This window comes from Methylobacterium sp. WL9 (genome assembly GCF_008040035.1).
In the GTDB taxonomy this organism is placed as follows: domain Bacteria; phylum Pseudomonadota; class Alphaproteobacteria; order Rhizobiales; family Beijerinckiaceae; genus Methylobacterium; species Methylobacterium thuringiense.
In genome coordinates this window covers 22,237-35,728 of sequence record NZ_VRVE01000040.1, presented here as the reverse complement: position 1 = coordinate 35,728, position 13,492 = coordinate 22,237, and the positions used below count along the sequence as shown (strand labels likewise).

Annotated in this window: 14 protein-coding genes, 2 tRNA genes and 1 pseudogene; 11 read left to right on the top strand and 6 right to left on the bottom strand. The window is 63.9% G+C overall.

Annotation, left to right across the window (positions count from 1 at the left end; all coding sequences use genetic code 11):
- Positions 1–589: 589 nt before the first annotated feature.
- Positions 590–1,492, top strand: a complete 903-nt coding sequence (locus tag FV217_RS13100) for a hypothetical protein (protein WP_187272543.1) — start codon at positions 590–592, stop codon at positions 1,490–1,492.
- Positions 1,482–1,700, top strand: a complete 219-nt coding sequence (locus FV217_RS13095) for a hypothetical protein (protein ID WP_147817620.1) — start codon at positions 1,482–1,484, stop codon at positions 1,698–1,700. The genes FV217_RS13100 and FV217_RS13095 overlap by 11 nt, the downstream gene beginning before the upstream one ends.
- Positions 1,701–1,816: 116 nt before the next feature.
- Here FV217_RS13095 and FV217_RS13090 read toward each other — a convergent pair whose 3' ends face one another.
- Positions 1,817–3,418 (bottom strand): restriction endonuclease, encoded by a 1,602-nt coding sequence (locus tag FV217_RS13090; protein ID WP_147817619.1) that lies wholly within the window; start codon positions 3,416–3,418, stop codon positions 1,817–1,819.
- Positions 3,419–3,826: 408 nt separating this feature from the next.
- Between FV217_RS13090 and FV217_RS13085 the strand changes: the two genes are divergently transcribed.
- Complete coding sequence (locus FV217_RS13085; RefSeq protein WP_147817618.1) at positions 3,827–4,048, top strand: hypothetical protein; 222 nt, start codon at positions 3,827–3,829, stop codon at positions 4,046–4,048.
- 71 nt (positions 4,049–4,119) lie between these two features.
- Here FV217_RS13085 and rhuM read toward each other — a convergent pair whose 3' ends face one another.
- On the bottom strand, positions 4,120–5,184 hold the full coding sequence (gene rhuM / locus FV217_RS13080) for a RhuM family protein (RefSeq protein ID WP_246682777.1): 1,065 nt from the start codon (positions 5,182–5,184) through the stop codon (positions 4,120–4,122).
- A gap of 441 nt (positions 5,185–5,625) precedes the next feature.
- On the opposite strand from rhuM, the gene FV217_RS13075 reads away from it, so the two are divergent.
- Entirely contained in the window at positions 5,626–6,006 is a 381-nt protein-coding gene (locus FV217_RS13075; RefSeq protein WP_147817616.1) for a hypothetical protein, read from the top strand.
- An 11-nt stretch (positions 6,007–6,017) separates the two neighbouring features.
- Here FV217_RS13075 and FV217_RS22885 read toward each other — a convergent pair whose 3' ends face one another.
- A complete protein-coding gene (locus FV217_RS22885) occupies positions 6,018–6,191 on the bottom strand; it encodes a hypothetical protein (RefSeq protein WP_187272541.1) in 174 nt (57 codons plus the stop codon).
- A gap of 178 nt (positions 6,192–6,369) precedes the next feature.
- Between FV217_RS22885 and umuD the strand changes: the two are divergent.
- From umuD to FV217_RS13040, 7 genes and pseudogenes are all read left to right on the top strand, one after another.
- Positions 6,370–6,826: pseudogene (gene umuD / locus FV217_RS13070) on the top strand (translesion error-prone DNA polymerase V autoproteolytic subunit).
- On the top strand, positions 6,823–8,115 hold the full coding sequence (locus FV217_RS13065) for a Y-family DNA polymerase (protein WP_147817615.1): 1,293 nt from the start codon (positions 6,823–6,825) through the stop codon (positions 8,113–8,115). The pseudogene umuD and the gene FV217_RS13065 overlap by 4 nt, the downstream one beginning before the upstream one ends.
- Before the next feature lie 128 nt (positions 8,116–8,243).
- Positions 8,244–9,596 carry a transposase gene (locus tag FV217_RS13060; protein ID WP_147817614.1) on the top strand — a complete coding sequence of 451 codons (1,353 nt, stop codon included), beginning with the start codon at positions 8,244–8,246 and terminating at the stop codon, positions 9,594–9,596.
- A gap of 260 nt (positions 9,597–9,856) precedes the next feature.
- Positions 9,857–10,201 (top strand): hypothetical protein, encoded by a 345-nt coding sequence (locus FV217_RS23430; RefSeq protein ID WP_147817613.1) that lies wholly within the window; start codon positions 9,857–9,859, stop codon positions 10,199–10,201.
- Between the two features lie 341 nt (positions 10,202–10,542).
- Positions 10,543–10,806 (top strand): hypothetical protein, encoded by a 264-nt coding sequence (locus tag FV217_RS13050; RefSeq protein ID WP_147817612.1) that lies wholly within the window; start codon positions 10,543–10,545, stop codon positions 10,804–10,806.
- Positions 10,803–11,330: a phasin family protein gene (locus tag FV217_RS13045; RefSeq protein ID WP_147817611.1), complete on the top strand. Its 528-nt coding sequence runs from the start codon at positions 10,803–10,805 to the stop codon at positions 11,328–11,330. Before FV217_RS13050 ends, FV217_RS13045 begins: the two co-directional genes overlap by 4 nt.
- 244 nt (positions 11,331–11,574) lie before the next feature.
- Positions 11,575–11,835, top strand: coding sequence for a hypothetical protein (locus FV217_RS13040; RefSeq protein WP_147817610.1), 261 nt, complete (start codon positions 11,575–11,577; stop codon positions 11,833–11,835).
- Between the two features lie 364 nt (positions 11,836–12,199).
- On the opposite strand, the gene FV217_RS13035 is transcribed toward FV217_RS13040, so the two are convergent.
- The 3 genes from FV217_RS13035 to FV217_RS13025 form a co-directional block, all read right to left on the bottom strand.
- On the bottom strand, positions 12,200–12,622 hold the full coding sequence (locus tag FV217_RS13035) for a response regulator (protein WP_147817609.1): 423 nt from the start codon (positions 12,620–12,622) through the stop codon (positions 12,200–12,202).
- A gap of 556 nt (positions 12,623–13,178) precedes the next feature.
- Positions 13,179–13,252, bottom strand: a tRNA-Gly gene (locus FV217_RS13030).
- Positions 13,253–13,311: 59 nt separating this feature from the next.
- A tRNA-Tyr gene (locus FV217_RS13025) sits at positions 13,312–13,395 on the bottom strand.
- Positions 13,396–13,492: the final 97 nt, after the last annotated feature.

Sequence of the window (13,492 nt, the reverse complement as noted above, 5' to 3'; positions counted from 1 at the left end):
CCGGTGGCCTCGGCACGGCCGGCATCGCGGCGCGCGCTTCGGCCGGGGACCGCGCCGTGGTCAACGCGACGCGCGGCACGACACCGGAACAGCTGCGCGGCGGTCAGCCGGTGCTGGATCAGAACTACGCGCTCGGTGTGCCGGCGTCCGGGCCGGAGGTGATCCGCTTTGCTACGGACAACGCGACGAAGCTCGGCGAACTGCAGCGCGTTGTCGAGGGCTCCATCGGCGGTGGCCCGACCATGGCCGCCTTCTACGCGAACCGGCCGGCACAGATGCAAGCCGCTGCGAACAACGCCTTCGACACGATCGCGCCGCAGAGCGCCAACCCGTCCACGCTCGGGCCTCGTGTAGCCGAGGCCGCACAAGGCTCGCTCGACGAGGTGCGCCAGGGCATCAACGCGGCGACGCGACCGGCCTACGACGCCGCCGGCCGCCACGTTCTCGACCCTGCGGACTTCGAACCGATCGCCCGCGATCCGGCCTTTCAGGCGTCGCTGCGGCGGCTGCGCGCGACAAGGTGCTGGGCCCGACCTACGCGGGGCAGGAGGACAACTCGGTCGCCGTCATCGACGCGGTCACGAAGGACATGCGCGACCGCGGTGTCGCGCTCGGCAATGCGGCCAACCCCGGCTTCAGCTCGCAGACGTCGGGCCTGTATGGCAGCGGCGCCGCCGAGGCGCGCGGCATCGCTCGAGATCCGGCCCGCGGCGGTATCCAGGAATACGACGACGCGCTGACCCAGCAGGCCCAAGCCCGCACGCAGAACCTCGACCCGCTGCAGCAGGGTCCGCTGGGTCAGATCGCCGGGGGTGGCGACGGCCGTGGCACGCTGAACGGCACGCAGGCCGTCGCCGACGCGATCCTGCCGGCCGTGCCGCTGACCGGCGGCCAGGGCGAGTTGGCCGACGCCACGCGCCGCATCGGTGCGCTGGACCCGGAAGGCATCGCGCAGCTGGTGCGCCAGCGCTTCGCCGACCAGTACGAGCACAGCGCCACGGGCCTGGTGGGCGGCCCGGCGCAGGGCGGCGGCGCCAAGTTCGCGAAAGACATGGCCGGCGACCGCGCGTCGCAGAAGCAGGCCAACATCGACGCGGTGCTCGGCGCGCTGCCCAACTCGCCACAGGCCGTGGATTCGGTGGACCGGACCCTGGACGCGCTGCGCGTTACCGGGCGCCGGCTACCGGCCGGATCGAACACCGCGGCCGATCGGGCGGTGCAGCAGAACCTGTCCGAACCCTCGATGCTGGGCGAAGCGGCGACGGCGGGTCGCTCGCTCGGCGCGGCGGCGTTGTTGATCGGGCGCGGCGTCCGGGATAAGGCGCAGCAAGTGCAGCTTGGGCGGCAGACCGGCCGGCTGGCGGATCTCTTCACGGCGCCGGACAGCGCGGCGCAGATCGCGGCCATCGCCGAGCGCGGCGTCGAGCCGGTCCTTCGGAACGCACTCTCCCGCTTCTTCGTGCAGAGCCCGGGAGCGCTCAATGCCCGGTAACGATCTCGCCGCCACCATCCGGGCGGAACTACATCGTCTTGCCGCCGGCAGCTTCGATCTCATTCTCGACGGACAGATTGTCGGGAGCGTCGTTCGCGAGGTTACGGCAAGCGGGTATGAGCAGTGCTGGCACGCCGAGCTACTGGAAGATGCACCGCCGGACCGCCGGCCCAGCCCGTTCAGCGCGACCGAGCACTCCTTCTCTTAACTCGGCGCGGTGATCGACTGGCTCAAGGGCGCACTGATCCACGCAGGAAAAACCTGAGGGTCGTCGCCAAAGCTCGGGCCCACTTGCGACCCGACCCGGTACCTCGCCGCCGCCTATTACGATGAGCTTTCGACCCACGTGTCAGGCACCTGGATCTTCGCCTCGATGCCGGCGTGCTCGGACAGGAGCGACAACAGGTTGCCCCCGCTGATCAGCTCGATCGGCTTGCCGTTGGCGAACTCGAAGGCGGCCTTCCCGTACCCACTCGTTGCAACCAGAATACCCTTCGAGGCGCCCTCGTTCAGCATGGTCCCATAGAGGTCGCGGACCGCGCTGACGCCCACGGTGTGCTTGTAGCGCTTGGCCTGGATAACGACCTTGCCGCCGAAGATGGGTCGTTGATCGAAAGCCACACAATCGACTCCGCCGTCTCGTGATGATTGCGTCAGCCGCGCCTCAAGACCCATGGCCTCAAAGAGGTTGGTAATTAGGGACTCGAACTCGCTGGGCGTCAGCTCCATCAGGTTCGGTCGGCTGTCGAGGGTCGAGAGCACGTCGTCTTCTGCGATGAAGCGGCGGTCGACCATGTTGATGTCGACGATCGGCTTCACGGCCACAAGTTCGGACGGGTGGCCGGAGACATTGGCCCGAAGCTGTCTCAGGCACACGGCCGGCTCAACCCGTTCTAGGTGGAGCTGCGCGAACTGCTCCGCCGGCACACGGACGGAGACGAGGCAGGGGCGGACTGGGCGGCCAGTGGCCCTGTCGATCGTCGAGACGAAGACGCTGATTACGGCGACCTCGACCACCTGCTCCACGTCGGAGGCGAACACCTCGTGGAGAAGCCGCAGTGCCGTCTGAGCCAGAATGCTCGCGTAGAGGGCCTGACGGGATTTATCGGTGCGCTTGGTCTCCGTGATATCGTCTGTCGACTTCACGTAGCGGTATTTCTCCACCGTCGGGATGACCTCGTCGATAGGTGGAATTTGATAATCGACCACGAGCTGCTTCGACTCGGGCACGAAGGCGATGCTGTGCTCCTGAGGGAAGGTGTCGGGATACGCGGCACGCTGAAAGACGGCCTCGAAATAGGCGATGACAGCCTCGGCTTGGCCTTCCGTGTAGGCGTCGCGTAGCGCTGAGATTTCGGCGTTGTGGCGGTCGGCTTTAGCTTGCAGCTCCGCGAGGGCGGCGGCTCGACGTTTCTTGATGCCTTCGAATTCCCGGGTCAGCGCCGCGTGTTCGGCCTCGGCGTTCTGGACAAGCCTCTGGTGACGGCCGTTTGCGCCCGGCATGAGCTTCCCGAGGAATCCAACCGGCCTCGGCATCAGCGCCGCCAAGGCGGGCACCGCTGGTAGTCTTAGCTGCGGGTCATCATCGAGGTCTCCCTCGGACACGCGACCCAGCAATTGGTCGAAATCGATGGATAGGTCCTGGGCGAGCGCGGACTCTAGGATGCCGTTCAGCCCTGCGATCTGTTCGGCCAGCTGGTCATTCTCCGCCTGGGCCTCTTCCTGCCGGGCTTCGAGGTAGGCCTGCCGCTCGAATTTCTCCATCTGCTTCAATTCATATGCTGCAGCCTTCGCGTGCCGGACCCTGGCTCGCTCCTGCGCTTTCCGAGACCGCTCAGCCTCTCTCGCCATTTGATTGATGGTGCTGACGAACCCGCGCGCCACATTGCCCTCCCAGACATTTTCGGAAGGATGCGACGCTCTCATGGTGGTTGTCGAGGTTTTCGATTAGCGCCTTAAGCCGAACCAGGCGAAACATCAGATGCCGGCTCCCGACCGCGCCTAACCATCAGAGCGGCATGAGGATACCTGCGCCGGAATACCTGCGCCGGATCGACTTCGTATCCTTACCCTGATGGGTAAGGACCTCAACAAAGTTCGCCCAGCGCCCGCCGACGAAAACGTCAGCACCCGCCGTCGCTCTCGATCCTCAGGTAGATAGTGGATGATGGGCAGCGTGCGCACTACGCTGCGAGGTTCTGGTCAGCGTTGTTGGTCTTTGTGATCGCGGTGGGCGGCGGCGAGAACCACCCGCGTCGTCCGCACACCGCCCGGCACGCTGGTTGCAACGCCGCTCTTGAGGAAACGCCGCAGACCGCCAGGGAGACCCCTCGCATGATGTTCGGCCTGTTTTTCGTGACCTGCCTCGCGTCGAACCCGGCGCACTGCGTCATGCGAACGCACTATTTCGACGAGCCGGTGACAACACCGCAGCAGTGCCTCGCCATCGCCCAGCCGACCATGGCAAGCTGGCAGAACGATCACGAGCACGAGCGCTGGCGGATTGAGAGGTTTCGATGCGGGAAGCCGCCGCGCGATCCGGGGTCGGTGATCTGATCCATCCCACCGTCCGCCTCCCAGAGCCCGGCCAGCACCTGCTGAGCCGGGCTTTTTCGTGCGCGCGACGATCAGGACGGCGGCAGACCTCGCGCATCGTTGTATCGCTGTTGAGCCGAGCGAGATTTAAACAGGTCGTACTGAACCTTCACATGCTTCTTGGCCTGATCGCCTCGAAATCCACGGTATCCTGGGAACACCGGCATCTCGTTGAACTTGAATACCTCGTCGATCTTTGAAAGCAACTGGGCCGTCGTCAGCGACTTATCCCGTAACATCATGTTTTCGACGTAAGCAAAGAATGCGTCGCCGGCGACCATCTGCAGTTTTAACTCGTGTTCGCTTAGATAGTTTTTAGCGGTCTCCGCGTCTTTGAGGGTCGGTCGGGCGTTCAACTGCGTGGTCATGCCCATCCGCTCTCTGCTGGCGTCAGCGCGGCTCAGAAGTAGGTCTTGGGCAGTCTGTTCGCAGGCGGCCCAGTGGAACTTGTCCTGCATCCGAGCGAAGAAGGCGCGCACTAGGTCAGAGGCCGGGTCGTAGTCGCTGGCGACTGCGGCCACGCACGCACGCACGCGGGAGTACAGGTTCTTCTCGTCGAACCGGATCTCCCGCACCTTTTCGGCGAGAGACTGGGCCGCGACGGGGTCGTCGCGCAGGCGCTTTTCGTTCAGCGCATAGCCGTGGACGACGTACTCCTTGAGGATGCGGAAGGCCCACTGGCGGAACTCTGTGGCCCGGGGAGATCGCACGCGCATTCCGACAGCGAGGATGGCGTCGAGGTTGTAGTGCTCGACGTCTCGCTCAACCTGTCTCCCGCCTTCCTCGCGAACTGTTCGGAATTTCCGAATGGTTGCCTCTCGCGAGATTTCCCTTTCCTTGTAGGCGTTTGCTAGGTGCTCATTGATCGTCGGAACGCCCTTCCCGAAAAGCTCCGCCATTTGCGCCTGGGTCGCCCAAAGAGTGTCCCCGGCAACGTCGACTCCGAAGTCGATCTTGGTGTCGGCAATCTCGAAGGTGGCTTTGGGCACCTCCAGCCGGTCGGCGAGCCCACGGAGCGCAGATGCACCTGCATCGCGCACTTTGCCGATCGTCCACTCGACGAAACCGGGCTTCTTGCTGTTGTCATTCTGTGACATGTCCACCGCTCTCTCTTGTGCGTCGGAAAAATCCGTCGGCAGAGATCTGGACACGTCCTCCGGATCGTGGTGTTGATCCGCTTGCACAGGTTGGTGTCCGGCCTTCGGCCGACCCCGCTACGAGCAAGCCGCCTCCGAATCATCGGGGCGGCTTGTTTCGTTTCGGAACAGGAAGACTGACTGCTTCGCCTCAGGTTGTCGATGAGGGCGAGCAGGTTGCACCCCGATATCCACCGCCCGCGTCGCAGATGCATCAGTCGACGTGAAGACGGCCGGCGTTAACTGCCACTTAACCATACCCGCATACTCGGAACCGGCGCGCGGATAGCCTCCCCGCCCTACCTTCGACCCCGCAGCCTCTGGCCGGCGGGGTCTTTTCGTTTCGGCACCGTGGCCTGCCGGCCATAGCCGACTCGGCCGACCGCATCTTATTCGGTCGCCATGCTCACCGATCTCCCGCCCGAGGTCGCCGGCTGGCGTGACGCCATCCAGTGGCTCAGCCCATCCGTTCCGCCGTGTCGCTACCTGTCTCCGGCCCGCTGGAGCACAATGCGTGAAAACGCCCTCGACTTCCTCGAACGGTTCGGGGCCGAGGCGCACCAGCTCGGCTGGACAGCGTCCGAGCTGTTCGGGGTGCACCCGGAGAACGGCACGCTGCGCGTCGACTGGTGCGGCGTCCTGATGGTGAGCGGGGACAAGGCAGCGTCCATTTCGGCCAACCGGATCGCCTTCACGCGCACGGCCGGCTACCGCGACACTCCCGGCATGCCGCGCGGGATGCCGATCTGGGAGTTCGCCGTGAATCGGAAGGCTGCGGCCTGAGAGCGGGCCGCTCAGCCGCTGGCGGGCATCTTCTTCAGCGCCACGCCGACGTCCCGCGCGAACACCATGGCGGCAGCCTTCGCCTTGCCCTCGCTCGGGAAGCCTTCTTCATGCGCGAGCGTCTGATCGCGGAATATGAATGACCACCGCCACAGGCCGAGCTCGGTCTCTCGAAACTTGAACATTGGCCGGCCTCCGCATGAACACGGACACAAGGGTGCCGAGCATGCATGCGAAGTGACGCCACGAGCCCATGCAGCGGGTTGTCCCCGCTATCCACAGAACTCACAGGCATGCCCTGCCGCGCGTTGACCGTTCGGCCTTTCTGTTCTCTTTCCGTTCGCTTCGCGATGAGAGGACGGCATGCACATCGTCACGGTCGACGAACTGCCCGTGGACAGCCTGGGCACCGTCCATGTGCCCTTCATGGGGCCGGCCGTCTGCGCGGGGTTTCCGTCGCCGGCCGACGATTTCCTGGAAGAGGCTTTGGGGCCTACCGCGATGGCTGGTGTCGAACCCACCGGCGACCTTCCTCTGGCGGGTGTCGGGATCGTCCGTGATCGGCGCCGGCATCCACGACGGCGACATCGTCATCGTCGATCGCAGCACCGAGCCAGCGCACGACGACATCGTGCTCGCGATCGTCGAGGGGGTGGCCTCGCTGAAGCGCTACCGGATCGACGGCAACCGGGCGACGCTCGCTTTCGACAGCCCGGATCTACCAGCGACGCCAATCGAAGACATTGCCGAGGCTACGATGTGGGGCGTCGTCACTACGTCGTTGCGCCTGCACAGACCGCTTGTTCGGGGCCGGCGGTGAGCCGCGCCATCGCGCTGATCGACGGCAACAGCTTCTACTGCTCCTGCGAGCGGGTGTTCGATGGGAAGCTCGCCGGCGTCCCGGTGATCGTCCTGTCTAACAACGATGGATGCGCCATCGCCCGCACCGCCGAGGCCAAGGCGCTCGGGATCAAGATGGGCGATCCCTACTTCAAGATCCGCGACCTCTGCCGAGCACAGGGCGTGCGCGCGTTCTCGTCGAACTATACGCTCTACGGCGACATGAGCGCCCGCACGAACGCGGTCTACCGGGGCTTCGCGTCGGCCATTGAGATCTATTCGATCGACGAGAGCTTCCTCGATCTGACGGACGTGCACCCCGACCGTCGCCTCGAGCTCGCTCGAGATCTCCGCGCGACGGTGCGGGCCTGGACCGGCATCCCGACCTGTGTCGGCATCGGTGCCACCAAGACGCTGGCCAAACTCGCCAACCACATCGCGAAGTCGATCGCGCCGCTCGACGGCGTCTGCGACCTGACCGATCCAGAGGCCTACGCGCACTGGCTCGGCCGGGTCCATGTCGGCAAGGTCTGGGGCATCGGACGCGCCTCGCTCGCCAAGCTCGAAGCCATGGGCGTCGACACCGTCGCGGACCTGCGCGACCTTGATCCCCGACCAGTGCGCAAGGCGATGACGGTGGTGGGCGAACGCATCATCCACGAGCTGCGCGGCGTCTCCTGCCTGCCGCTCGGCCTGATGCCGGCCCAGCGCAAGGGCTGCGCTGTCACCCGCTCGTTCGGTAGCCGTGTCGAGGATTACGCCAGCCTGGAGCAGGCGGTCTCCGCCCACGCGACGCGGCTCGGCGAGAAGCTCAGACGCGAAGGCCTCGGCACCGACCACGTCACGGTGTTCTTCCATACCTCCGAGCACAACCGCGATCATCCGCAGCGCTCGGTCTCGACGGTCGTCACCCTGCCGGAGGCGTCGAACGACACCCTGGTGCTGATCAAGGCGGCACTGCACGGCGTCGCGAAGACCTGGCGGCCGCAGGGCGACCCGCCGTGGCGCTACAGCAAGGCCGGAATCATCACCGTAGACCTCGTGCCGCTGGTGGCGAGCCAGAGGGCCTTGATCGGCCAACTGGATCGCGAGCACGGCGCAGCGCTGATGGCGGCGCTCGACGCCTGCAATACTCGCTTCGGCCGCGGGGCCGTCGTGCCGGCGCGTGCAGGTTTGGAGCGGGCCCGGGCGGGATGGTCGACGAAGTTCGAGATGCGGACGCCGCGCTACACGACGCGGCTCGACGAGCTGCCGGTTGCCCATGCCTAACGGCGGTAATCTGACGCCTAGTACTCGCCGCTAATGTCCGTAAGGGGTCGATTCTGTTGAAAAACTCTCGTGTTGCAGCGGTTGTGATGAGGTGATTCACTCCTGTCGAGAGATGGAGATCGCAGCAGATGATGGGACCTCGGCAAGTCGAGCAGGGTGCCCTGTTCTACGAGTTCTCGCTTGAGACGCACGTCCCCACCGACCATCTGCTTCGCTCCATCGACCGCTTCGTCGACCTGACCGGCCTGCGCCAGGAGTTGGCCCCGTTCTACGCTTCGACGGGCCGCCCCTCCGTCGATCCCGAGTTGATGATCCGCATGCTGATCGTCGGCTACTGCCTCGGCATCCGCTCCGAGCGCCGGCTCTGCGACGAGGTCCACCTCAACCTCGCCTACCGCTGGTTCTGCCGGCTCGGACTCGACGGCCGGGTGCCGGATCATTCCACCTTCTCCAAGAACCGCCATGGCCGCTTCCGCGACAGTGACCTCCTGCGTCGCCTGTTCGAGACCGTGCTCGCCCGCTGCATCGCCGAGGGGCTCGTCGGTGGCGAAGGCTTTGCCGTCGACGGCAGCCTGATCAGGGCCGACGCCAATCGGCAGAAGGGAGTCGAAGGCTCTGCCGGCCTACCGCCCGAGGTCGTGAGCCGCGCTGCTCAGGAGTACCTCGCCGTCCTCGACCAGGCCGCCTTCGGGGCCGCGACGCCGGTGCCGCCCAAGTTCATCTCGCCCGCCGATCCGGCCGCGCGCTGGACCGGAGCGCACGGCGGGCAGGCGTTCTTCGCCTACACGGCCAACTATCTGATCGACCTCGACCACGCGATCATCGTCGACGTCGAGGCGACCACGGCCATCCGCCAAGCCGAGGTTACAGCGGCCAAACGCATGATCGAGCGTGCGCGCGAGCGCTTCGACCTCTATCCGGCCCGGCTTGCCGGCGACAGCGGTTACGGTTCGGCTGAGATGCTGGGTTGGCTCGTCTACGAGCACGGCATCGAGCCGCATATCAGCGTGTTCGACAAGTCGACCCGCACCGACGGCACCTTCTCACGCGCCGACTTCACCTACGACCAGCCGGGCGACGTCTACCGCTGCCCGGCGGGCCAGGTGCTGACCACGACCGGCACCCTGGTCAACGACGGGGCGACGCTGCTGTACCGGGCGAGCAAGTTCGACTGTGCGCCATGCCCGTTGAAGGCGCGGTGCTGTCCGAACGAGCCGGTGCGCAAGGTCCCGCGCTCGATCTACGAGGGCGCGCGGGACATGGCCCGCGACATCGCGCGGTCCGAGGAAGGCAAAACCTCACGACGCGAACGCAAGAAGGTCGAGATGCTGTTTGCCCACCTCAAGCGCATCCTGAAGCTGGACCGCCTCCGGCTACGAGGACCGAACGGAGCGAAGGACGAGTTCCACCTCGCAGCCGCCGCCCAGAACCTGCGGAAGCTCGCCAAGATCATCCCGGTCCCGCAGCCGAGCCCGGCTTGACCGGCAGGGGACACCCGGCCCGGGAACGAGAATTCATCCCGCCCACGCTCCGATCTCGGCCGCCGACGAGTTTTTCAACGAAATCGGTCGAAAGCGGCCCCGGCAGCGGTGTACCAAGCGTCCAGATTTCGACCACTAGACCGCCGCCGCGCGCTACGGCGAGTAAAAGATTCAAAAATATCAGCGCGCTCGCGAAGCTACTGCATTTCATTGCGCATTGGTGCGTTGCCTGAACGTCACGAGTCGCACCTGAGCCATGCATGCGCGTCCATGAAACCCCGGATGAACGGTATATCGTCCTGAACGGCCGGCTTTGGCGACGCCAGCGGCCGGATCTTGAGGTGCAGCAACGCGACCAATTGGTGCACGAACTTATGGATGCACGACGGGCCCTCAGAGCGGGCAGGCGATCGGGCGAACAGGCTGTGATCGCTCAGGCTCGCGCTGCTGTAGATATAATTAAACGGGACCTGGGCGAGTTGGGTCCGGTGTGGTGGACGGACGGCGCGCCGGACCTTGATCGGCGTTTGGTCAAGAACACGAGCTATGCTGGTTGGTACGACGAACTGCCAGCTTCAGAGAAGACAGAACCGCCTCACCGTTGATCTCAGCCGTCCTCTCTTCAGCGCTATAAGGCGTAGGTGTAGTTCATTTAATCACGCTGACAGATTGACGCGGCCAAAAATGAATATTTTTTAGCCAGACATAGTCATTGAACCTGCACTAGAAGCAGGCAGGCGCCATTTTTGAATAGCTAGTCGTCAAAATATTTTCTATGCAGCCGGCACGTACCGCTGCTATTTCTCGACTACGGTCTCATCGTTTCAAATCTGTTGTACTTAGAACTAGTATTTCCACCAACAATTCGGGAATACCTCGGTATACAGTCAAATTATGCTTTCGGGACGACATTGCTTTAATCCAGTAGGAAAGTCGGAGGGCTACGATGCCTAGACACTACTGCCTTAATCCCCACGATCAATATTCCCAATCGGAATTGCTGGTGGAGTTCGAAGCAAGAGGCGAGGGTATCAAGTTGATATCGGCGCAAGATGCCTCAGGCGACGACGTTCTCTGTGAACTTGAGGACATCGAAAGACGAGCGCTCGAAAGCGAGATCACCGCCGACTGCCACCAGAACATCCCGGCCCTAGGCGGTTTCTTACACAAACGCCCGATCATCGAACAACCGAGAGTAGGATTGACATGAGCACGCACGCAGACGTCGAACGAGCTCGGCAAGACGGCAGCGCGGACAAATTTTCGGACGCGGCGAAGGCCGGGGCGGACAAGATCACCGATAAGGGCCTCTGGACGATCCCTTCCGGCATGGAACAATCGATCCGTCGCATCGGCGAGGCAACGGAACGCTACGGCCGCACCTTTGGCTTTTCCGGCAAGGAAGGGACGCAATTGGCAACGCAATCCCAGCAGCATATGGACGCCATGAAGCAGTGCGGGACGGTGCTGACCAAGGCGTTTCAGGACTCCTCGGATACCTGGATGGCGATGATCCAGGACCAGTGGAAGCGCAATCGCGACGGCATGGACAAGCTGATGCAGGCCAAGACGGTCCATGAGTTTAGTGTGATCCAGGGTGAACTGGTTCGAGAGAACCTAGAACAGGTCCTCAAGGACAGCCGCGCCCTTGCGGGAAGGTCGATGAGTGCCGCTGTCGAGGCCAAGCAGGCCCTCGTCTCCCTATCGACCAAGGCTACCGACGACAAAGCCTAAGCCCCGTCAGGTGAAAACGATAAAGGACGGCCTGATGCATCCGGTCATGCTGCCGCTGCTGGTGTCCGTCCTTCTAACCAGCATCGGCTTGTCGTCCCTGTGGATGGACCGCCTCCACGGGCCCTCGTTAATGTTCGCGCTTCCATAGGCTGCTTCAGAAGGCCTGGTCGTTCGGACTTTCCTTGGAAGCAAATGGCATCGTGATTAAACTCGAATCTGGCCCCGGCTACAATCGCCCGGCGTCATGGTCGAGCACGAAGCATATGCGGATCGCTATCTCTGCTCGCTCAATGGCGATCAACGAGGACTCATGATCGGATTGGATTGTAAGCGACGTCGAAAAGCGGATTTCAGCATTACCGTCTCGGCTCAGGGTAGGTTGCGCCAGATCGCAACCCCTATAGAGACGGTCAGTATTCCGCCGCGCGGGCTCACCGCTAGCGATCTGATTTCCATGGCCCGTGCCGCCCGCGATCGCCCGGAGGAGGGCGAGAAATCCAAATAAGAGTACGTCAGAGCCCGCCCCGTTTTCAGGATCGGGATGAGCTCTGAAGCCGGGCACCGAAGGGCAACAGGGTACCCAGGCCCCCACAACTCACATGAGCGACAGCGGTTCAGCTTTTGTCGGCTTGCCGACAGATTTGCCTCGCGTTGCCGGCTCGACCCCGCCGCCCGATCTGATCACGGGTCGGCGGGGGAGGTCGACGATCTCACCAGCGGGTTGAGCCTGATACGCGACGCGGCTCGATCGGCAGAATGCTCTCTCTGGCTTAATGGGAGACCTGCCGAAGATACCCGCGGCGGTCTCGGAACGAGATTGTTCGATTACTCCACGGCCTGCCGTTCGGCCGGCGGTGCTACCGTTGGGGCTACAGCAAAAAAGCCGCGCTGTTGGCTCGTGGCGATGAGGCAGTCCCGCAGAGTCCTTCGATTGCCGTTCGCAGGGCCGCCGGGGAGAACGGTTTGAGTAAGCAGCGATTGACGCCCGCCTGCCGAGCTCGAACGAAGTTTTCGGCCTGCGTTGGGGTCGTCATCATGACAAAGGGCGTCTCGCGTAGGCTTTCATCAGCGCGAACGCGGCGTAGGAGCTCGTACCCGGTCATCGGGCTCATATTCCAATCGGAGATCACAAGGCCGTAACGACGCTCGGTCATCGCCGCTAGGGCGGCCGTGCCATCGGCAGCCTCATCGACATCCGGAAATCCGATCTGACCCAGCACAGCACGCACTACAGCCACCACGGCCGGCACGTCGTCCACGACAAGTACCGGCATCGAGCGATGGTCGGTCATCAGCTACTCTGAGATCCACGGGATGACCCCGCCGCCCGAACAGGTCAGGCTAGCGGGGTCTTGTCGTGTCCACACGACGGATAGCCAATACGCAACGCGGCTTGGATGGAAGGATGCCGGCGAAGGGTTGAGCGAGGGTGAATGGCGCCGGCACGCTGAGATCGTCTCGTGCTGCTCTATCTACCGCCGGCATCGTGGCTGAGGGAGCCGGCCGCGGCGTTCGCCCTCGCAGAATAGGCGGCGGCTCTAGTTAGGCCCGCGTCCACCTGGACAGGACCGAGTCCATCTTGCGCCCGATACCGGCTGATCGAGACCGCGGAGGCGTGGTCATCCGAGACAGCCCTGCGGCCGGGCGCCTTGCCGGCGTAGGCCCCGCCACAGCCTCCAAACACTGCGGTGATGAAAGCGACCGTCCCTGTGAAACGTCGGAGCATCAGCCGGCCGCAAGGATCGCTGTGTGAGACAAAACTGTGAGACGGAAACCGCAACGCCAGCCTATCGGCAGACCGCTAGGCTGAAAGCGCAGCAATGTGAAGGCTTTAGTCGAGGAGAAAGTTGGAGCGGGTACCGGGAATCGAACCCGGGTATTCAGCTTGGAAGGCTGCTGCTCTACCATTGAGCTACACCCGCATGCGGCGCCGGATAGCATGGCGCCGCGGCGTTGAGAAGATGTGTCGATCAGGCTGGTTTGGTGGGGGAAGTAGGACTCGAACCTACGAAGCTTACGCAGCGGATTTACAGTCCGCCCCCTTTGCCGCTCGGGACATTCCCCCAAACCGCAGGACCGCCCCAAGGGGTGGTCTCGACAGGGCGTCCTTATGGTGAGGGCGTTTCCGGGTGTCAACTGGATCGCGCGGGTCGTGAGCACCG

Coding starts and splice junctions, on each gene's coding strand:
- FV217_RS13040 (WP_147817610.1), top strand. CDS start 11,575: ATGGTCGAGCACGAAGCATATGCGGATCGCTATCTCTGCTCGCTCAAT.
- rhuM (WP_246682777.1), bottom strand. CDS start 5,184: ATGTCACAGAATGACAACAGCAAGAAGCCCGGTTTCGTCGAGTGGACG.
- FV217_RS22885 (WP_187272541.1), bottom strand. CDS start 6,191: ATGTTCAAGTTTCGAGAGACCGAGCTCGGCCTGTGGCGGTGGTCATTC.
- FV217_RS13050 (WP_147817612.1), top strand. CDS start 10,543: ATGCCTAGACACTACTGCCTTAATCCCCACGATCAATATTCCCAATCG.
- FV217_RS13035 (WP_147817609.1), bottom strand. CDS start 12,622: ATGACCGACCATCGCTCGATGCCGGTACTTGTCGTGGACGACGTGCCG.
- FV217_RS13060 (WP_147817614.1), top strand. CDS start 8,244: ATGATGGGACCTCGGCAAGTCGAGCAGGGTGCCCTGTTCTACGAGTTC.
- FV217_RS13100 (WP_187272543.1), top strand. CDS start 590: ATGCGCGACCGCGGTGTCGCGCTCGGCAATGCGGCCAACCCCGGCTTC.
- FV217_RS13090 (WP_147817619.1), bottom strand. CDS start 3,418: ATGAGAGCGTCGCATCCTTCCGAAAATGTCTGGGAGGGCAATGTGGCG.
- FV217_RS13095 (WP_147817620.1), top strand. CDS start 1,482: ATGCCCGGTAACGATCTCGCCGCCACCATCCGGGCGGAACTACATCGT.
- FV217_RS23430 (WP_147817613.1), top strand. CDS start 9,857: ATGCGCGTCCATGAAACCCCGGATGAACGGTATATCGTCCTGAACGGC.
- FV217_RS13085 (WP_147817618.1), top strand. CDS start 3,827: ATGATGTTCGGCCTGTTTTTCGTGACCTGCCTCGCGTCGAACCCGGCG.
- FV217_RS13075 (WP_147817616.1), top strand. CDS start 5,626: ATGCTCACCGATCTCCCGCCCGAGGTCGCCGGCTGGCGTGACGCCATC.
- FV217_RS13045 (WP_147817611.1), top strand. CDS start 10,803: ATGAGCACGCACGCAGACGTCGAACGAGCTCGGCAAGACGGCAGCGCG.